The following is an 18823-nucleotide window of genomic DNA, read 5'->3' on the forward strand; positions in this document are numbered from 1 at the left end:
GATGCTCTCGCGTTCGGCGGGACCGCTCGGGGCGGGTGCTCCCCGGCGGCCGCGGCCCGGAGGAGCGGTGTCCCGGACCCACGCAACGAAAGGCGAGTGAGCCGTCAGGGTACGCGAGTTCCTGCCGGTGAAACGTGGTGGGTGTCTCATGGAGGGCTCCCACGCCGTGTGGCGTGCGCCACCCCGTCAGCCCTCCACGGGTCCTCCACGACCCCTCCATCACCCGTCCGTGGGTCGTCCGTCACGGTCCATCACCGACCATCACGTCCGGGCCTCCCGGCCGGTTCCGGGCTCCGCCGATAATCGAGCGCGTGACCGATCTTGCTACGCGCCCGGCGCCGCCCCTGCTGCGGCGGGCCGCCCCCGCACTCCTCGGGTACGCCGCCGTGCGCGCCCTCGGGGTCGTCGTGCTCGCCCTGTGGAGCGCGGCCCGCGACAAGAGCGTCCTGACGCTGCTGTCCGCCCGCTGGGACGCGCTCTGGTACACGAGGGTGGCGGAGCTCGGCTACGGGTACGAGGTGCGCCTGCCGAACGGCGACGTCCACTCGAACCTCGCCTTCTTCCCCCTGCTGCCATGGCTGGAGCGGGCGGTGTCGGCGGTGACACCGCTGTCGTACGCGCACGCCGGCCTGGCCGTCGGCACCCTGGCCTCGCTCGGCGCGGCCTGGGGGATCTTCGCCGTGGTCGACCATGTGTACGACCGGCGGACGGGGGTCTGCGCGGTACTGCTGTGGGCGGTGCTGCCGGTGGGGATCGTGCAGTCGATGGCGTACACGGAGGCCCTGTTCACGGCGCTTGCCGCCTGGTCCCTGTACGCCGTCCTGACCGGCCGCTGGGTGACGGCGGGCGTCCTGGCCGCCCTCGCGGGCCTCACCCGACCGGTGGGGCTGGCGGTGGCCGCGGCGGTCTGGGCGGCGGCGATCACGGAGTACCTCCGGGAACGGCGGCACCGCCCGGCGACCGCTCACGTGCCCGCCGGTGCCCCGGCCCCCGCTCCCCCGTCCGGGCGGAACCGGAGCACGGACGCATCCGGTGGCACTCGGCGGTGGCCGCGCGCCCTCGGGATGCTCCTGGCCCCCCTGGGGACCGCCGGTTACGTGCTGTGGGTGGGTCATCACACCGGCAAGGGGCCGCTCGGCTATCTCGACGTCCAGGCGGGCTGGCGCAATGGTTTCGACGGGGGCTACGCCTTCGCCCGGTTCGTCGCCGAGAAGTTCACGTCGTTCCCCTCGGCCCTGGCGGGGGCCGGGCTGATCGCCGGGGTGGCGGCGGTGATCTGGCTGTACGCGGTCTGCGTACGGCAGGGCCAGCCGCTGCCTCTGCTGGTGTACGCGGGGGTCGTCACGGCGCTGGCGCTGTGCGCGTCCAGCTACTTCGGCTCGAAACCGCGGCTGCTGATGCCCGCCTTCCCACTGCTCCTCCCCCTCGCCGTCGCGCTGGCGCGGGCGCGGACGCGCGGGTCGGCGGCGGTGCTCGGCGGCGTCGCGGCGGCGTCGGCGGTCTACGGGGCCTTCTGGCTGAACGGCTCCGGTCCGCCCTGACCGGCCCGCGGCACCGGAGAGCGGCCGGAGAATTCGGTGCGTGCACACGGTGAACGAAATCAAAAGGGCCGCAAAACGACGCACACACATTCGGCCGTGGAATTGAAGGCTGAGCAGCCCATCCATTCAACATTCAGCAGAAATAAACACCAATCTGAGAGCAATCACACATCACGGCGTCATCACAAACCCGGTGATTCACGCCGCGTCGGAGCTCACTCGCTGTAACGTCGATTGAGTGCGTACCGAACGAAAGCCGACCCGTCTGGACCGGGTCTTCTCCAGGCTGGACCGCGAGCCTGAACGCCCGGCCCACATCGACGTGCCGGTGATGACGAGGCACCGCGTGGTGCTGTTCTCGTCCACCCTCGCCTTCTACGTGGCCATCGTCTGGGCCGTGATCATCACCTCGTGGCTCGTGCGGCTCGACTGGCAGATCATGTTCTTCCGGCCGTACCAGCAGTGGCCGGAGATCCACGCCTTCCTCGACTACTACGTCGTCCTGGGCCAGCGCGGCCCCACCGCCGTGATGGTCGCGGCCTGGCTGGGCTGGCGGTCCTGGCGCCAGCACACCCTGCGCCCGCTGCTCGCGCTCGGCGTCTCGCTGCTGCTACTGAACGTCACCGTCGGCGCCGCCAAGCTCGGCATGGGCCGTCTGGGCCCGCACTACGCGACCGAGATCGGCTCCAACGAGATGTGGCTGGGCGGCGACATATTTCCTTCGGGTCACACCGCGAACGCCGTGGTGACCTGGGGCATCCTGGCCTATCTGGCGTCGACCCCGCGGGCCAGACGCTGGCTGTCCGCGCTGTCCGCCGTGACCTCGCTCGGCGTCGGTCTGACCACCGTCTACCTGGGCACGCACTGGCTCAGCGACGTCCTGCTGGGCTGGGCCGCGGGTCTGCTGATCCTGCTGGCGCTGCCCTGGTTCGAGCCGCTGATCGCCCGCGCCGAGGCTTGGATCTTCTCGCTGCGGGACACCTGGCGCGACCGCCGTACGACGGCTCCCGCGCCCGCCCCGACGCCGACGCCGAAGCCCGTGGGTACGAGCACGCTGCGCGCGACCGGCGAGGGGGCCGCCGGCGTCCGCGACACCGAGGTCGCGGCACGCGCCGCCCATGCCCCGATCGTGCCGCTGCATCTGCCCTCCGCACCGCATCTGACCAGGTCGGAGCGCACGCCGGTCACCCCGATCGGCCAGCGCCGGCCACCCCATCCGGACCGCGTGACGCGAGGGTCCACCCCGGCCCGACCGGTCGCGGGCGGCTGACACGAGACAGCGGGGCCGGTACGCACACCCCACGCCCCGCACCGCGAAGGCCCGGCTCACCAGGAGCCGGGCCTTCGCCCGTCCTGCCTCCGGCCGCGCCGGTGCTCAGCCCTTCCAGGCCCGCCTCACCCGGCCGTCCTCGACCTCCAGGTTGAGCCGGCCGAAGCGGTACTCCATGGTGACGATCGCCCCCGGCGGCAGCTTTCTGACGGTGGACCACCCCCGCTCCAGAGCGCGTCGCTCGGCGCTCGGCGCCTCCAGTCCGACGTAGGCGTCGGGGTTGTCCCGGGGCTCTTCGGGAGAGTGCGGAATCGGTGCCATGCCCGCCACGTTAGGCGGCCGAAGGGCCCGCTGTCCTCCCGCAGTCACGCTTCTGTCACAGAACCACGACACGCGTTTCGGCCCAACTTCGTCACACGTACGAGCGGTTCCCCGGACCTTGCCCGCGCTGGCGGACGCAATTCCGAAGCGGTTCGGCACCATCTCGAATAGCCCGTCGGAAAGCATGTCCGGGGCCGTGTGTCCGGTGCATGTCCGGCCCTTTCCCACCGATTCCCGGACGGCTCCCGGAATCGGGGACCTCATGGGAAATACACGGTTCCCGCACACCTCCCCCGCACGCCCCCGGCGGATCGGCCGGGGAGCGAGCGGCATGGCGTGCGGCACGGGTCCGGGACGCGGCAGTGAAGGGGCGAGCGATGGGGACCGAGACCGTACCTGCGTCGGCACGACCCGCGCGGAGGGCCAAGCGGCCGGGTCGGCTGGTGGTCGACTGGCTGACCACCACGGACCACAAGAAGATCGGCCACCTCTACCTGGTCACGTCGTTCCTGTTCTTCCTGGCCGCCGGTCTGATGGCCCTGGTGATGCGGGCGGAACTGGCCCGGCCGGGCCTGCAGATCGTGGACAGCAACCAGTTCAACCAGTTGTTCACGCTGCACGGCACGATCATGCTGCTGCTCTTCGCGACCCCGACCTTCGCGGGGTTCGCCAACGAGATCATGCCGCTGCAGATCGGTGCGCCCGATGTCGCCTTCCCCCGGCTGAACATGCTGTCGTACTGGCTGTTCCTGTTCGGCGGGCTGATCGTGACGGCGTCGCTGCTGGTGCCCTCCGGTCCCGCCGCCTTCGGCTGGTTCGCCTACGCGCCGCTGAACAGCCTGGAGCGGTCACCCGGCATCGGGGCCGACATGTGGATCATGGGGCTGGCGCTGGCCGGGTTCGGCACCATCCTCGGCGCCGTGAACTTCCTGACCACGATCATCGGGATGCGCGCTCCCGGTATGACGATGTTCCGGATGCCGATCTTCACCTGGAACACGCTGTTCACGTCGATCCTGATCCTGATGGCGTTCCCGGTGCTGGCGGCGGCGCTGCTCTGCCTGGAGGCCGACCGGCGGTTCGGCGCGCAGATCTTCGACTCGGCCAACGGCGGCGCGCTGCTGTGGCAGCACCTGTTCTGGTTCTTCGGGCATCCGGAGGTCTACATCATCGCGCTGCCGTTCTTCGGGATCATCACGGAGATCATCCCGGTCTTCAGCCGGAAGCCGATCTTCGGCTATCTCACGCTGGTCGGCGCGACGATGGCGATCACCGGGCTGTCGGTGGTGGTGTGGGCGCACCACATGTTCGCCACGGGCGCGGTGCTGCTGCCGTTCTTCTCGTTCATGAGCTTCCTGATCGCCGTGCCGACGGGGGTGAAGTTCTTCAACTGGACGGGGACGATGCTGAAGGGCTCGCTGTCGTTCGAGACGCCGATGCTGTGGGCGACCGGCTTCCTGGTGTCGTTCCTGTTCGGCGGTCTGACGGGGGTGATCCTGGCCTCGCCGCCCATGGACTTCCACGTCACGGACTCGTACTTCGTGGTGGCGCACTTCCACTACGTGGTGTTCGGCACCGTCGTCTTCGCGACGTTCGCGGGGCTGTTCTTCTGGTGGCCGAAGTTCACCGGCAAGATGCTGGACGAGCGGCTCGGCAAGATCCAGTTCTGGACGCTGTTCGTCGGGTTCCACACCACGTTCCTGGTGCAGCACTGGCTGGGCGCGGAGGGCATGCCGCGCCGGTACGCGGACTATCTGGCGGCGGACGGCTTCACCGCCCTCAACACGGTGTCGACGGTCGGCGCGTTCCTGCTGGGCCTGTCGACGCTGCCGTTCCTCTACAACGTCTGGAAGACCTCCCGGTACGGCGTGCCGGTCCGTGTCGACGACCCGTGGGGCTTCGGCCGGTCGCTGGAGTGGGCGACCTCGTGTCCGCCGCCGCGGCACAACTTCGTGACGCTGCCCCGGGTCCGCTCCGAGGCCCCGGCGTTCGACCTGCACCATCCGAGGTTCGCCGCGATCACGCCGCCCCAGACCCGGAAGGGGCAGGAGCGGACGCCGCATCCCCGCTTCGGTCAAGAGCGGCCGTCAGACGGTCGCGAAGGGTCCTGATCGTCTCGGTCAGCTCCGGCGGTTCGACGACCTCGAAGTCGATGCCGGTCATCATCACGTGGATGGCCATCACGTCGAGATTCGCCGCCCCGGTGCTCAGCAGACAGCTGTCGCCGTCGCAGGGCTCCAGCGTGCCCGCGGCGGGCGAGAGCCGTGCGGCGGCCTCCTCGGCGGGGACGAGCAGCCGGACGACGGCGCGGGCCGCGTACGCGCGTGTGGAGATCCCTTCGGAGACGTACGCGGCGAGGTCGGCGGCCGGGGCCTCGCGGGGCGTGAAGCGCGGCCCGTGCGGCGGCCTGGGCGTGACGCGGTCGACGCGGAAGGTGCGCCAGTCCGCGCGGTCGACATCCCAGGCGACGAGGTACCAGCGCCGCTCGGTGCAGACCAGACGGTGCGGCTCGACCGTACGGCGGGTGGTGGCGCCGCCGTGGTCGCGGTACTCGAAGCGCAGGCGCTCGGCGTCCCGGCAGGCGTTCGCGAGGTCGGTGAGGACCGCCGGGTCGACGGCGGCGGACCGGGGGCCGCGCAGCAGCGGCACGGTGAAGGCGTTGAGGGCGCCGACCCGGCGGCGCAGCCGGTTCGGCAGCACCTGTTCGAGCTTGGCGAGCGCGCGGACGGAGGACTCGCCGATGCCCTCGATGCCCTGGCCCGCGGCCGTGCGCAGCCCGACGGCGACGGCGACCGCCTCGTCGTCGTCCAGCAGCAGCGGCGGCAGTCGGGCTCCGGCGCCGAGCTGGTAGCCGCCGCCGGTTCCGGGGCTGGCGTTGACCGGGTAGCCGAGTTCGCGCAGCCGGTCCACGTCCCGGCGCACCGTGCGCGGGGTGACCCCGAGGCGGTCGGCCAGCTCGGGGCCGGACCATTCGCGGTGGGCCTGCAAGAGCGAGAGCAGCCGCAGCAGCCGTGCCGATGTCTCCAACATGGGGCGAGTCTGCCAGTGGTCGAGGACAGCCACTGTCCTCGACCACCGGTTTTCCCGGCGCCGCTCAGCCCACCGCGGTGACCGTGACCGACAGATCGTTGTCGACCGTGTAGTACGGGGTGGCCTCCACGGCACCGTGCTCGGTCTCCACGCGGACCGTGGGGTACACGTAGACCGGCTTCTTGTCGACGACGTCGTCGAGCAGCCGCGCGATCCGCACGCGTGGCCCGGCCTCGCCCCCGGGACGCAGCCACAGGTCCCAGATGCCGGGCCGCAGTGCTCCGTACGCCACGGTGAACCGGAAGCCGCCGGAAGCGGCGGCGAGTTCGGCCCGGACGGGCGCCGACACCCCTTGCCGGTCGGCGACTTCGGCGTACGCGTCCGGGGCGGGCTCGGCCCCGTACACCCTCGTGCTCACGGTCAGCTCGGCGTCGCCGATGTGGAGTGCGCCGGCCTCGGCGTGGGGGGTGCGCTCCCAGCTGCGGACGGAGAGGTTGCCGTGCTTGGTGGCGTAGGGGATGCGGACGACGACCCGCTCGGCAGTGGCGGTGGGGACCCGGTCGACGAGGGAGCGCAGGTCGTTGAGCCCGGGGGCGAGCCGGCGGGGCTCGGCACCCGTGACCTGCACAAAGGCGTCCCAGCGGCCCTCCGGCAGATCGAGGCTGCCGGGCAGGGCCGCCCTGAGGCGCTCGCCGCCGGCCGGGGTGAGGGGCAGGCGCACCTCCTCCTGGCCGCCCCGGCGGCGCAGGAGCAGCTGGGCCGGGTCGGGTCCGCCCCCGTCGGTGATGTCGAAGGTCAGGCCGCCCGCGAAGTCGGCGACGCAGTCGGTGCGCGGGCTCGCGGAGGTCTCCTCCTCGTCGCCGGGGGGCGCGGGGCGACGGGCGGGCGTCGTCATGCGGCGCGCCCCTTCTTGAGAGCCGACCGTCCGGCAGCACGAACGGCGTACGCACCGCCGATCAGCGCGCCACGGGTGCGGTGCAGTGAGCCGCGCACCCGGCCCCCGCCGCGGGCCGTCAGGTCGGCGAAGAGCGCCTCGTGGCGTTCGGCGATGCGGGCCGGGTCGAAGCGCTCGGAGTCCTTGAGCGCCGCGTGCGCCATCTGCTGCCGCTTGGTGTCGTCGTTGATGAGTTCGAGAAGGCCGGCGGCGATGGCATCGATGTCGCCGACCTTCACCAGACGGCCGTCGACGCCGTCCTCGATGATCTCGCCGGGACCGTGCGGGCAGTCGGTGGAGACCACGGGCAGGCCGCAGCGCATGGCCTCGACGATCGTCATGCCGAAGGACTCGAGACTGGAGGTGACGGCGGCGATGGAGCCCTTGGCCCACTCGGGCTCGATGGGGTGGGCCGGGCCCATCAGATAGACGTGGTTGTAGAGGCCCAACTGGTCGATGAGGGCGCGGAGTCCGTCCTTCTGCCTGCCGCTGCCGTAGATCCGCAGCCGCCAGTCGGGCCGCTCCCGGCGCACCTTGTCGAAGGCCCTCACCAGCAGGTCGTAGCGCTTCACGGGTGCGAGCCGCCCGGCTGCGACGACCCACTTGCCGCTGCCGTCGGCCGGGTCGACGCCGGGCGCGGGCACCGGGTTGGGCACGGCCTGGAGCCGGACGCCAGGCAGCCGCATCTTGGCGCCGTAGGCACGCGCGTCGGCCTCGGTGGTCGTGGTGAACCCGTCGAGCCGGGGGTAGACGGCGCGCAGGGTGGCGCGAAGGGCCGGGGAGTGACTGTCCAGGGTGAGGTGCTCCTGGCCGACGCGGACCGGACCGCGGCGCGTCTGACGGGCCAGGTGCACGTTCAGGCCCGGCCGGGTACCCACGACGACGTCGGCGTCGACCGAGGCGAGGTGCTCGGCGATGCGCCGGTCGGTCAGGGCGCTGTACTGCTCGTAGCGGCCCTCGGCGCGCGGGAAGACCTTGGCGGGGCACCGCAGATCGGCGTGGCCCTTGTCGGCGCCGTCGTCGCGGATGTCGACGAGGGCGCGGAGCCGGACTCTCGGGTCGTGCCGGAAGACCGGCTCGTCCCGGTGGCGGAAGACGGAGACGATCTCGACGTCGTGCTGTTCCGCCAGGGTGTTCGCGAGATTGTACGTCGTCCGGATCGTTCCCCCGATCCCGTATGCGTTGTGTATCAGGAGAGAGATGTGCATGCGTCCCCCGGAGCCATGTTTGTCCTGGTCAGACATCTTTTGGCGGTGCTGGTCCACCGCCGTACGGTTAGACCCGGCTTCGTTGGGAACGGTTGGGCTTCCTCATCAACTTGTCATGGAACGGTTGCGTGATCGGTAACCGGATCGGGGAACCCCTCCGGGCCTGATCGCATCAGGGCCGATAGGACAACTGCGGTACCCGGAAGCAGTTCCGGTCCATGTCGCCCTGGCTCACCCATCCCCGGGCGTCCTGCCAGCGGGCCACCGACAGACAGGTCCTGCGGGATCTCGGCGGCTCGGCGAGCCGCTCGAAGCGCACGGGGAGGAGCAGCCCGCCGGCGGTGTAGGGCTCGTCGCGGTTCATGAACCGGTCGACGCACGCGCGGGTGACGCCCTCCTCGGTGCCGGCGCACGAGCGCGCCGCGTCCGTGAACCACATCGCGGCCGCCCAGCCCTCCACCTGCCACTGGGAGTGCGTCTCCAGTCCCTCGGTGGCGTCCCTGAAATCCCGTACGGCCGCCCGGCCGGTGTCCTCGTAGTTGCGGCTGGAGCCGGTGGCCCACAGGGTGTTGCGGCAGCGCGGGGCGTCCGCGTAGTCCTCGGCGACGGTGGAGGTCCAGTTCTGCACATTGGTGACCTTGGCCGTCACCTCGGCGCCCACCTCGTCCATCGCCGCGCAGAGCCGGGCGTTGCCGTGTCCGTCGATCGCGTCGAAGACCAGGTCGGCGCCCCGCTCCTCGATGTCGGCGGCGGCCGCGCGGAAGTTGGGCAGCGCGAAGTCGAGCTGTTCGGTGACGACCTCGTACCCCTCGGCCTTCAGCCCGTCGACGATCAGCCGGGCGTACGCGGCCGACGCGGCCTGGTTGTACGACACCACGGCGGCGGTACGGGCGCCGTGTTCGCGTTTGAAGTAGCGGTAGACCTCGGTGCCGCCGTACTGCTTCCCGTCCCAGCCGGTGGTGCCGTTCCGGGGCGCGAGGCTGCCGTAGATGCCGTAGAGGTGCGGGTAGGTGTCGTAGGCCGGGCCGATGGGCTGGCCGCCGATGTCGGGCACGCGGGCGCTGGCGACGCGCGGGGCGCCCGCGTAGTCGAGGGCGGTGGTGGCGACCAGGGCGACCACCCGGTCCTCCTCGACGAGCCTGTGGACGCACTCGTTGTTGCCGACGCCGCTGCCGCCGTCGTCGCACTCGCGCACCTCGACCCGGCGGCCGTCGATGCCGCCGCGCGCGTTCAGGGCGTCGAACCAGGCCTTCGCCCCGTCGCGCGGCCCGGTGAAGGCGTCGCCGCCGACGGGGCTGGTGGCGCTGGCGATGATGCCGACGCGGATCGGGTCACCGGCCCGCCCGGTGCGGGACGTGGTGGGCCGGTCCTCGAAGTCGCTCTCCGGGAGGCGGCTGCCGCAGGCCGCGGTCAGCAGCAGGAGCAGGGCAGCGGCGACGGTCTCAGCAGCCCGGGACCGGCGACGCACCGCTCAGCCCCACCAGCCCGCAGAGTGTCCTGACGGAGACCTTCCAGGTGCCGTCCTGTTCGACGGCCGTGCCCGCCGAGTCCGGCAGGACCGTGGCGCCCTTCATCAGCAGCGAGTACGTCACGTCCGCGTCGGTCGCCGAGGTGAACTCGACCTCGGTGACCTCCGCCTCGACCTGTTGTCCGCGTTCGTCGCCGCTGAAGGCGTCCAGGACCGGGCCCATCCGCCCGCCGTTCTCCAGGACGGCCTGCCGGTCCTCCTTGGAGCTGGTCGGGTCGAAGAACGTCGCCCAGTTCTGCCGGATCTCCCTCTCGGCCGCCGCCGTGTCCGCGGGCCCGCTCGGGCTCGGCTCGGTCGTGGTCCGCTCCGCCGAGGGGGTGGGCGGTGTCGCCTCGTCGCCCCCGCCGCTGTCGTCGCTGCACGCCGCGAGGGCCGGGGCGAGAAACAGGGCCAGCGCGACCGCCAGCGCCGTGCCCCTTCCCCTCGACCGGGGGCCGCGGCCCCGTCGTACGTTCCCCCGCCTGAGGTCGCTCCCGAGAACCATCTGGCTCACCACCGGGTGTCGGTCCGGGCGGTAGGCGCCCGGTTCTTTCAGGGTCGGCTCGCACAAGGCATAGTGCAACTCCATCGGCACATCTGAGAACCCGTCAGACACGACGTGTGGGAGCCCCGCATGCGGACACCCCGACCACGGACCGCGCATCCCGTCCTCTGGGCCGGCTGGGCCGCGCTCGCCGGCGGCGCGGTGCTCTGCGTCGTCGGCTGGTACGGCGTCTCCGGGGAGCGCTTCGCCGAACGCCAGCTCCCCTACCTCGCCTCCTGCACCGTCCCCGGCGCCGCCCTGATCGTCGCGGGCGCGGTCCTCCTCGTCCACGGCCCGGGCGCCCTGGCCGCGACCCGGGTCGAGGAGCTGTACGGCCTCCTGGTCGCCGCCGAGCCCGCAGACGCCGACGCGTCGGGGCGGGCGGCGGCCACGCCCCTCGCCACCAGCGACGAGCTGCTCCGCGTGCCCGGCGGCACCCTGTGGCACCGCGCGGACTGCCCGCTGGTCGCCGGCAAGGCGGACGCGGTGCCCGTGGACGCAGAGGCGCTGTCCGACGGCGGACTGCGCCCGTGCCCCGTCTGCGAGGCGCCCGGGCGCGACCGGGCCGGGCCGCCGGAGGGCTGATGGCGTCCCTGACATACGACCTCACGCTGGCCGGTCTGTCGGTCGGCAGCGCGGCCGCCCTGACCGGGATCGGCCTCGTCGTGACCTACCGCGCCACCGGTGTGCTCAACTTCGCGCACGGGGCGATCGCCATGGTCTGCGCCTATCTGCTGCGTCAGTTCACCGTCGAGTGGCACTGGCCCCTGTGGCCGGCTGCCGTGGTGACCCTGCTGGTGGTGGCTCCCGCGATCGGTCTCGCCCTGGAGCGTTTCGTCTTCCGTCCGCTCGCCGTGCTCGGCGGCGACCCGGCGCAGACCCTGGTGGCCTCCATCGGTGTGTTCGTGCTGCTCGTCGGCGGGGCCGCGCTGCTGTGGGGCCAGGGGGCGCGGGCCGACGCGCCGACGCTGGTGGCGGCGGACCCGTGGGGGCAGCTGGCGGTGGCCCTGGCGGTCGCGGCGGCGGTGGGCCCGGTACTGCGCTCTTCCGGGCGACGCCCCCGGGCCCCCCGGCGCTGGACGCGCTTCGGGCGGGAGCTGCGGGCGGTGGTGGACGACCGGTCCCTCGCCGTCCTGGGCGGGATCGACGCGGACCGGGTCGCCGCCGCGGGCTGGGCCTTCGGCTCGTTCACGGCGGGCCTGACGGGCGTCCTGCTCGCCCCCTACGTACGCCTCGACCCGTACGGCATGCCGCTGCTGGTGATGGAGGTGGTCGCCGTGGCGGTCGCCGCCCGGATGCGCAGCCTCCCGGTGGCCGTGCTGGTGGCGCTGGGCATCGGCGTGGCCCAGAGCCAGCTGACCCGGTTCCATCCGCCGGGCCGGGCGGAGCCCCTGATCCAGGCCGTGGGCGCCAACCTCTTCGTCGTGGCGCTGCTGGTCGCTGCCCTGGTCCTGCCCGGCGTCGGCACCCGGGACGCGCTGCCGCGCCCGGCGGCCGCTCCCGTCCGGACGCCCGCGGGGGCCTGGATCGTGGCGGTGATCCTCTTCCTGATCCCTCTCGGCTTCGCGGGCCGGGACCTGCACACCTCCGTCCAGGTCCCGGCACTGGGCGTGATCCTGCTCTCCCTGATCGTGGTGACGGGCCGGGGCGGCCAGATCTCCCTCGGGCAGGCGGCGTACGCGGGTCTGGGCGCCCTGTTCACGGCGCTGCTGGCGGCGGGCCGCTTCCCGTTCCTGCCGTCCCTGCCGGAGCTGGCCGCCCTGCTGGTGGCCGCCCTGCTGGTCGCCCCGCTGGGCCTGCTGACCGGCTGGCCCGCCATCGGCCGCCACGGCATGGCCCTGGCGCTGGCGACCTTCGCGGTCGGCGTGGGGGTGAGCCGTTTCGTCTTCGCCCAGCCGTACGCGACGTCCGGCCTGACCCTGGACCGCCCGGCGGGCCTGGAGGGCGACCGCGCGTACTACGTCGTGGAGCTGGGCCTCCTCGCCTGCGCGCTCCTCGCCACGCACACGCTGCGCCGGGGGCGCACCGGCCGGGCCCTCGCCGCCATGCGCGACGACGAGTCCGGGGCCGCGGCGGCGGGCGTCGCCGTCCCCTCCCTCAAGCTGGCGGCCTTCGTCGCGGGCGCCGCCCTCGCCGCCCTCGGCGGCGGCATGCTCGCGATGGGCGTCCGCGCCTTCGACCCCGCCGCCTACGACCCCGTCCGCGGCCTCCTCTGGTTCGCCGCGATCGTCGTCCTCGGTGCCGACAGCGCCCTCGGCGCCCTCGCGGCCGCCGCCCTGCTCGTCGGTCTGGACGCGGGCACCCGGGGCGGTGTCGCCGCCGCGGTGATCGGGGTCCTGGCCGTGCTGATCGGCCGCTTCCCCGGCGGCCCGTACGAGGCGGCCCGCGCGGCCCTCGCCCGCCTGAGCCCGGAGCGGAGCCCCGTGCCGACACCGTGGGGGGTACGGGCGAGGGGCAGGTTGCGGGCTCGGGTGGCGGCGGACACCGAGCGACTGCCGAGGACGGCCACGCCGGGCAGCGGGGCCACGGCGGTGCGGGCCGCATCGGCGCCGGGCGGCTTCGCCGGGCCGGGGAGCGCGGGGAGCGGCGGGGACGGCCTGCGGCGGCGCGGTGAGGCGGCCCACCCCTCCCCCCACGGCGCGGGCCCGCCGGAGCCGACCGACCGCGAGCAGGCGCACCCGCCGCCGCGCCCGGCACGCCCCGGCGCACCGCTCGCACCGCCCTCGGCACCGTCCGCACCGGAGGCAAAGCCGGGGGGCAGCCGTGCGCAGGACTCGGTTCCGGCACCCGCCCCTTTCCTCCGGGCCCGTGGCCTTCGTGTCCGCTACGGCGGTGTCACCGCGCTGGACGGCGTCGACCTCGACGTCCCGCCGGGGCGGGTCAGTGCGGTCGTGGGGCCCAACGGGGCCGGCAAGAGCACGCTCTTCCACTGTCTCGCCGGGACGCTGCGGCCGAACCGGGGGGAGGTGCGGTTCGGAGCGCGGGACATCACCCGGTGGCCCGCGCACGCCCGGACGCGGCTCGGCGTCGCGCGGACCTTCCAGCAACTGGCCGTCTTCCCCTCCTTGACGGTGGCCGAGAACGTGAGAGTGGGCGCCGAACAGGGACGGATCGCCGACCCCGGGGCCGTGGAGCGGACGTTGCGGCTGCTCGGACTGGACGGGCCGGTGCGATCGCTCCCGGCCGCGGGGCTGCCGACCGGCACCCTGCGCCGGGTCGAACTGGCGCGGGCGCTCGCCGGGTCCCCCCGCGTGCTGCTGCTCGACGAACCGGCCGCCGGGCTCGACACCGACGAGGTCGCCGCGCTCTCCCGGGTGCTGCGCGCACTCGCCGACGACGGCACGGCCCTGCTGGTCGTCGAGCACGACCTGGACCTCGTCGCCGGCCTCGCGGACGTCGTACACCTCATGGCGGCGGGCCGGATCGTCACCTCCGGCCCGGCCGGCCAGGTCCTGCGCACACCCGGTTCCCTCGGCCCGCGCGACCCTCTCGACCCGGCGGCCGGACGATGACCCTCCTCTCGCTCCGCCAGGCCCGCGTCCGCTACGGCCCCCTGGAGGCCCTCCACGGCCTCACCCTCGCCGCCCCGGGCCCCGGCCTCACCGTCCTGCTCGGCCGCAACGGCTCCGGTCGCACGACCGTGCTGCGGGCCCTCGCGGGCACGGTCCCGCTCTCCGGCGGGGCCGTGGTGTGGGACGGCGCCGACATCACACGGCTGCCGCCGTACGAGCGGGCCCGGCGGGGCCTTGTGCTGGTACCCGAGCGGCGGGCGGTCTTCGGCTCGCTCACCGTGCGGGAGAACCTCGAACTCGCCGGGCCGGACCCCGCCCCCGCCCTGGACGCCTACCCGGAGCTCGAAGCCCTGCTCCCCCGCCGCGCCGGCACCCTCTCCGGCGGTGAGCAGCGCATCCTCGCGCTCTCCCGTGCGCTCCTGGCACGCGCGCGCGTGGTTCTCGTCGACGAACCCGCCCAGGGCATGTCGCCGGCGGTCGCGGCCCGGACGTACGCCCTGCTCAGCGGAGTGGACGCGTGTGTGGTCGTCGCCGAGCAGCGCCTGCCGGCGGCCCTCCGGGAGGCGTCACCGATCGTCTACGCGCTGCGGCGCGGCACGGTGGCGTTCTGCGGCGAGGCCGCCGAACTGCCCTGACCGCGAGAGGAAGGGCACGGGTCCCGTCGGGGCGGCGCGCCGGACGGGACCCGCGGCTCACGGTGTCGGGGAGGGACGCTCAGAGGTCGAGGCGCTGGCCGGGGACGATGAGGTTGGGGTCGCCCCCGATGACGGCCTTGTTGGCGGCGTAGATCTTCCGCCAGGTGGTGCCCTGCCGGGCGGCGATGACGCTCAGGGTGTCGCCCTGGCGGACGGTGTAGTCGCCCCGGGAGACGCCGCGGTCCGGGTGGCCGGCGGAGCGCGAAGGCGTCGTCGACGGGGCGCTCCGGGGAGCCCCGGCGGAGTTCCCGGCGGCGCCGGATCCGGTGGATCCGGTGGTCGCCGAGCCGTTCGAGGGCGCGGCGGGTGCGCTGCCGTACGCTCCGGCGCGCGCGGAGCATGTGGGCCAGGCACCCCAGCCCTGGGCGCGCTGGACCTTCGTGGCGATCGCGATCTGCTGGGACTTCGATGCCTTGTCGGCGGTGGGCGCGAAGGTCGTGCCGCCGTAGGCGCGCCAGGTCGAGGCGGCGAACTGGAGTCCGCCGTAGTAGCCGTTGCCGGTGTTGATGTGCCAGTCGCCGCCGCTCTCGCACTTGGCGATGCGGTCCCACACTCCGCCGTCGGCCGCGGCGGCGTTGCCGGCGACGGTGAGCAGTCCCAGCGGGGCGAGCAGCGCGGCCCCTGCGAGGACCGCCGTCGTACGTGTCCTGCGGGCGTCCTGCGCCTTCGCCCTACGGGCGTCCTGCGTGGTGCGAGCGTTGTCGCGTGCGTTGTCGGCACATGCGGACATGTGGTTCCCTCTCGAAGGACTCGGGGTCCCCCAAGGCCGGGCGCGGCCGCGCCGCACGGGACGCGGGGACGCGCTCAGCCCCGTCCGCCGACGGTGGTGCGTCGAGCCTGTTGTGGCGCGGTCGGCGGACGTACCCGAGCGGTGCTCGTTGCACACGGCGGGGAATCTATGGACCTTGACGGGTTGTCAGCAACCAATCGCTCGTCCTGCGAGGCCAGTTCGTCGTTACCGCGAGTAGCAGTCATTTCCGGCCACCCACTTCATTCCCCGATTTCCGGAAATGTCGGCCGGACGCCTTGGTGATCTGTGAGCCACCTCACCACGGCAAGTACCTCGCCAGTGCACCGAGTTGACGCGGAGTAATCGATTCCGCGGACGAATTCACCCTGTGCGCAGGATGGTTCGATTCCATTCGTCATCGAGCGTGACTCCGGCCACAGATCACCCGTTGTCTCCTTCATGAGCCGGAACCTCCGCGCTCACGGGCCGGGCGCCACCCGGCACCCGACACGCACCGCATCCCGAGGAGCCATCCGTGCCGCCCATGCTCGAGGTCAGCGACGAGGTACGCGCCGAGATCGGCGACGAAGAAGCCGACCGGCTGCTCGCCGGAGAGAACGCCCCCGGCGGCTACGACTGCACATCCTGCCGCACCCCGGGTGACTCCGAGCAGGAGCGCACCAGCACCGTCCTGTTCGTCGGCGACGAGACCGCCGTGCTCGCCTTCGCCCACGCCACCTGTCTCCCCTCCCAGGTCGTCCAGGTCACCGAGGAGCAACTGCGGGGCGCCGCCCGTTCGATCGGTGGGCCGCCCGCTCCGCAGGCAGTCCCGCAGCCCGCCCCGCAGGCAGTCCCGCAGGCCGCGCCCAAGCGGGCCGTGCTCGGCGTCACCAGCGGACTGATCCTGCTCAGCGGCGAGTTGCACCCCGCGCTGGTCGTCGAGCCGACCGCACCCATCACCCGCCCGGGCGCGACCGGTGCCGGGGACGACTTCCTGCCGCTGCTCATCGAGCAGGGCTTCATGCCCCTCCCTCAGATCGACTCCGTCCCTCCCGTGCTGCACGGCTGGTCCGTGCTGCTCGCGATGGGCCAGTTGCACGCCATCCTGCAGCCGGGCCCGGCCGGCGGAAAGCCGGTCGCCTGGTGGCAGGCGCACCAGGCGCTCCAGGCCGCCGACAACTGGCGGGCGGCGGCCAACAAGCACCAGCAGGTACTGATGTTCGCGGCGCCGGTGGGTTCGATCGGGCGGCAGCCGCGGGAGGACCTGCTGCGCGAGGCGCTCGACAGGGCGGCGGCGAACGGGAAGTTGGTGGCCGCGACACTGCCGCTGGCCGGTACCTGACGGTCGGCCGGGGGCGTTCGTGAGGTCGCGCCGCAGGGGATCGCGCCGCCGGTCGGCCGCGGGTCGTCCCTGGCCGGTGGGCCGTTCCCGGCGCTCCCTCAGGGCACGGCCGCGGGGCGGAGGCCGAATGGTGTACGCCCCGCATCCCTTGCCGGGTGGGGTCGTTGGCACAGACGTGCACGCATTTGACGTTCCCCGCCGCCAGCCCTATTCGTCGATCCCGTCCATGCGGCCGACACGGGATCCTTCGGGCGGCCCATCGACCACACCGATCTACGACACGCTCTACGCGGAGTGGGTCAGGGCCTACCGGACCCTGCCGGGTGACCGGCACGGCGAGGAGGAGCTGGGGTTCACCGGGTTCGGGAACCTCCAGCACGGCTCGGGCGGTCAGCGCACCGGCTCGTACGGCGCCCGGCACTCGGCCGGACACCTCACGACCCAGCGCGACGGCCGGTCCGGGCAGACCACCACGACGACCAGCGTATGGCAGGCGGTGGGGCGGATCCCCACCGGCCACACGGGAATGCACCACATCCCGTCCCCGCTACCGCCCAACCCGCGCCGGGGCCTCTGACCCGCGAACCCAAGCGGCGCGAACGCGTGAGGAGGGCGGCTCCCCAGGTCATCCGGCCTGGGGAGCCGCCCTCCTCACGCGTGTCCCGCCGACGTCACTTCTTCTTGCCGCGCTTCTCGCGCACGCGGACGGAGATGTGGATCGGGGTCCCCGCGAAGCCGAACTCCTCGCGCAGCCGGCGCTCGATGAAGCGGCGGTAGCCCGCCTCGATGAAGCCGGAGGCGAAGAGGACGAAGCGCGGGGGCTTGGTGCCAGCCTGGGTGCCGAACAGGATGCGGGGCTGCTTGCCGCCGCGGATCGGGTGCGGGTGGGCGGAGACCAGCTCGCCGAGGAAGGCGTTGAGGCGACCGGTGGGCACCCGGGTCTCCCAGCCGGCGAGGGCCGTCTCGATCGCGGGGACCAGCTTCTCCATGTGCCGGCCGGTACGCGCCGAGACATTGACCCGCGGCGCCCAGGCGACCTGGCCGAACTCGGTCTCGATCTCCCGCTCCAGGTAGTAGCGGCGCTCCTCGTCGAGGGTGTCCCACTTGTTGTAGGCGATCACCATGGCGCGGCCCGCCTCGACGGCCATCGTCACGATCCGCTGGTCCTGGACCGAGATCGACTCGGAGGCGTCGATGAGGATCACCGCCACCTCCGCCTTCTCCACGGCGGCAGCGGTACGCAGCGAGGCGTAGTAGTCGGCGCCCTGCTGGAGGTGGACACGCTTGCGGATGCCCGCCGTGTCGACGAACTTCCAGGTGACGCCGCCCAGTTCGATCAGTTCGTCGACCGGGTCGCGGGTGGTGCCCGCGAGTTCGTTGACGACGACGCGCTCCTCGTTCGCCACCTTGTTGAGGAGGGAGGACTTGCCGACGTTCGGGCGGCCGATCAGTGCGATCCGGCGGGGGCCTCCGACGGCCGTGCCGAAGCTCTGCTCGGGGGCCTCGGGCAGGGCCTCCAGGACCGCGTCCAGCATGTCGCCGGTGCCCCGGCCGTGCAGCGCGGACACCGGGTACGGCTCGCCGAGGCCCAGCGACCACAGATACGCCGCGTCGGCCTCGCCGCTCGGTCCGTCGACCTTGTTGGCGCACAGCACCACGGGCTTGCCGGCCTTGCGCAGCAGCCGGACGACGGCCTCGTCGGTGTCGGTGGCGCCGACCTTGGCGTCGACGACGAAGACGACGGCGTCGGCGGCCTCGATGGCGTACTCGGCCTGCGCGGCGACGGAGGCGTCGATGCCGAGGACGTCCTGCTCCCAGCCGCCGGTGTCGACGACCTTGAAGCGGCGGCCCGCCCACTCGGCCTCGTAGGTGACGCGGTCGCGGGTGACGCCGGGCTTGTCCTCGACGACCGCCTCACGGCGGCCGATGATGCGGTTCACGAGCGTCGACTTGCCGACGTTCGGGCGGCCGACGACGGCGAGGACGGGCAGCGGGCCGTGGCCCGCCTCCTCGATGGCGCCCTCGACGTCCTCCAGGTCGAAGCCCTCTTCCGCGGCGAGCTCCATGAACTCCGCGTACTCGGCGTCGCCAAGCTCTCCGTGCTCGTGCTCGGAGGGAAACTGGTCGTTCATGAAGTCCGTACCTCGTCGTTCATCGTGGTGATCGGTGGAGCGGCCGACAGGTCCGCC

16 protein-coding genes are annotated in these 18823 nt (G+C 73.0%); 8 read left to right on the top strand and 8 right to left on the bottom strand.

Annotated elements, in window-relative coordinates:
* Positions 1 to 311 precede the first annotated feature (311 nt).
* Positions 312 to 1541: a glycosyltransferase family 39 protein gene (locus tag AC067N_RS23415; protein WP_478680815.1), complete on the top strand. Its 1230-nt coding sequence runs from the start codon at positions 312 to 314 to the stop codon at positions 1539 to 1541.
* 238 nt (positions 1542 to 1779) lie between these two features.
* Positions 1780 to 2811 carry a phosphatase PAP2 family protein gene (locus AC067N_RS23420; protein ID WP_478680816.1) on the top strand — a complete coding sequence of 344 codons (1032 nt, stop codon included), beginning with the start codon at positions 1780 to 1782 and terminating at the stop codon, positions 2809 to 2811.
* Between the two features lie 105 nt (positions 2812 to 2916).
* Here AC067N_RS23420 and AC067N_RS23425 read toward each other — a convergent pair whose 3' ends face one another.
* A complete protein-coding gene (locus AC067N_RS23425; RefSeq protein ID WP_478680817.1) occupies positions 2917 to 3132 on the bottom strand; it encodes an I78 family peptidase inhibitor in 216 nt (71 codons plus the stop codon).
* Between the two features lie 377 nt (positions 3133 to 3509).
* Here AC067N_RS23425 and ctaD point away from each other — a divergent pair, with 377 nt between their 5' ends.
* Positions 3510 to 5243 carry an aa3-type cytochrome oxidase subunit I gene (ctaD, locus tag AC067N_RS23430; protein WP_478680818.1) on the top strand — a complete coding sequence of 578 codons (1734 nt, stop codon included), beginning with the start codon at positions 3510 to 3512 and terminating at the stop codon, positions 5241 to 5243.
* Here the strand turns inward: ctaD and AC067N_RS23435 are convergent.
* The 5 genes from AC067N_RS23435 to AC067N_RS23455 form a co-directional block, all read right to left on the bottom strand.
* On the bottom strand, positions 5152 to 6162 hold the full coding sequence (locus AC067N_RS23435) for a helix-turn-helix transcriptional regulator (protein ID WP_478680819.1): 1011 nt from the start codon (positions 6160 to 6162) through the stop codon (positions 5152 to 5154). The two genes, ctaD and AC067N_RS23435, sit on opposite strands and share 92 nt — an antisense overlap.
* Before the next feature lie 64 nt (positions 6163 to 6226).
* Positions 6227 to 7057 (bottom strand): hypothetical protein, encoded by an 831-nt coding sequence (locus tag AC067N_RS23440; protein ID WP_478680820.1) that lies wholly within the window; start codon positions 7055 to 7057, stop codon positions 6227 to 6229.
* A complete protein-coding gene (locus AC067N_RS23445; protein ID WP_478680821.1) occupies positions 7054 to 8304 on the bottom strand; it encodes a glycosyltransferase family 4 protein in 1251 nt (416 codons plus the stop codon). Before AC067N_RS23445 ends, AC067N_RS23440 begins: the two co-directional genes overlap by 4 nt.
* A gap of 172 nt (positions 8305 to 8476) precedes the next feature.
* Positions 8477 to 9772 (bottom strand): ABC transporter substrate-binding protein, encoded by a 1296-nt coding sequence (locus AC067N_RS23450; RefSeq protein WP_478680822.1) that lies wholly within the window; start codon positions 9770 to 9772, stop codon positions 8477 to 8479.
* On the bottom strand, positions 9747 to 10316 hold the full coding sequence (locus tag AC067N_RS23455) for an MTB12 C-terminal domain-containing protein (RefSeq protein ID WP_478680823.1): 570 nt from the start codon (positions 10314 to 10316) through the stop codon (positions 9747 to 9749). The genes AC067N_RS23450 and AC067N_RS23455 overlap by 26 nt, the downstream gene beginning before the upstream one ends.
* Before the next feature lie 129 nt (positions 10317 to 10445).
* Here AC067N_RS23455 and AC067N_RS23460 point away from each other — a divergent pair, with 129 nt between their 5' ends.
* The 3 genes from AC067N_RS23460 to AC067N_RS23470 are packed head-to-tail and all read left to right on the top strand — an operon-like array spanning position 10446 to position 14502.
* A complete protein-coding gene (locus tag AC067N_RS23460) occupies positions 10446 to 10940 on the top strand; it encodes a hypothetical protein (protein WP_478680824.1) in 495 nt (164 codons plus the stop codon).
* A complete protein-coding gene (locus tag AC067N_RS23465) occupies positions 10940 to 13867 on the top strand; it encodes an ABC transporter permease subunit (RefSeq protein WP_478680825.1) in 2928 nt (975 codons plus the stop codon). The genes AC067N_RS23460 and AC067N_RS23465 overlap by 1 nt, the downstream gene beginning before the upstream one ends.
* Positions 13864 to 14502 carry an ABC transporter ATP-binding protein gene (locus tag AC067N_RS23470; RefSeq protein ID WP_478680826.1) on the top strand — a complete coding sequence of 213 codons (639 nt, stop codon included), beginning with the start codon at positions 13864 to 13866 and terminating at the stop codon, positions 14500 to 14502. Before AC067N_RS23465 ends, AC067N_RS23470 begins: the two co-directional genes overlap by 4 nt.
* Before the next feature lie 79 nt (positions 14503 to 14581).
* Here AC067N_RS23470 and AC067N_RS23475 read toward each other — a convergent pair whose 3' ends face one another.
* Positions 14582 to 15292 carry a transglycosylase family protein gene (locus AC067N_RS23475; protein WP_478680827.1) on the bottom strand — a complete coding sequence of 237 codons (711 nt, stop codon included), beginning with the start codon at positions 15290 to 15292 and terminating at the stop codon, positions 14582 to 14584.
* 535 nt (positions 15293 to 15827) lie between these two features.
* On the opposite strand from AC067N_RS23475, the gene AC067N_RS23480 reads away from it, so the two are divergent.
* Both AC067N_RS23480 and AC067N_RS23485 read left to right on the top strand, forming a co-directional pair.
* Positions 15828 to 16634, top strand: coding sequence for a hypothetical protein (locus AC067N_RS23480; protein WP_478680828.1), 807 nt, complete (start codon positions 15828 to 15830; stop codon positions 16632 to 16634).
* 226 nt (positions 16635 to 16860) lie between these two features.
* Complete coding sequence (locus tag AC067N_RS23485) at positions 16861 to 17211, top strand: hypothetical protein (protein WP_478680829.1); 351 nt, start codon at positions 16861 to 16863, stop codon at positions 17209 to 17211.
* A 94-nt stretch (positions 17212 to 17305) separates the two neighbouring features.
* Here AC067N_RS23485 and der read toward each other — a convergent pair whose 3' ends face one another.
* Positions 17306 to 18766: a ribosome biogenesis GTPase Der gene (der, locus tag AC067N_RS23490; RefSeq protein WP_478680830.1), complete on the bottom strand. Its 1461-nt coding sequence runs from the start codon at positions 18764 to 18766 to the stop codon at positions 17306 to 17308.
* Between the last annotated feature and the right edge of the window lie 57 nt (positions 18767 to 18823).

Source organism: Streptomyces sp. NPDC042364 (assembly GCF_056437585.1).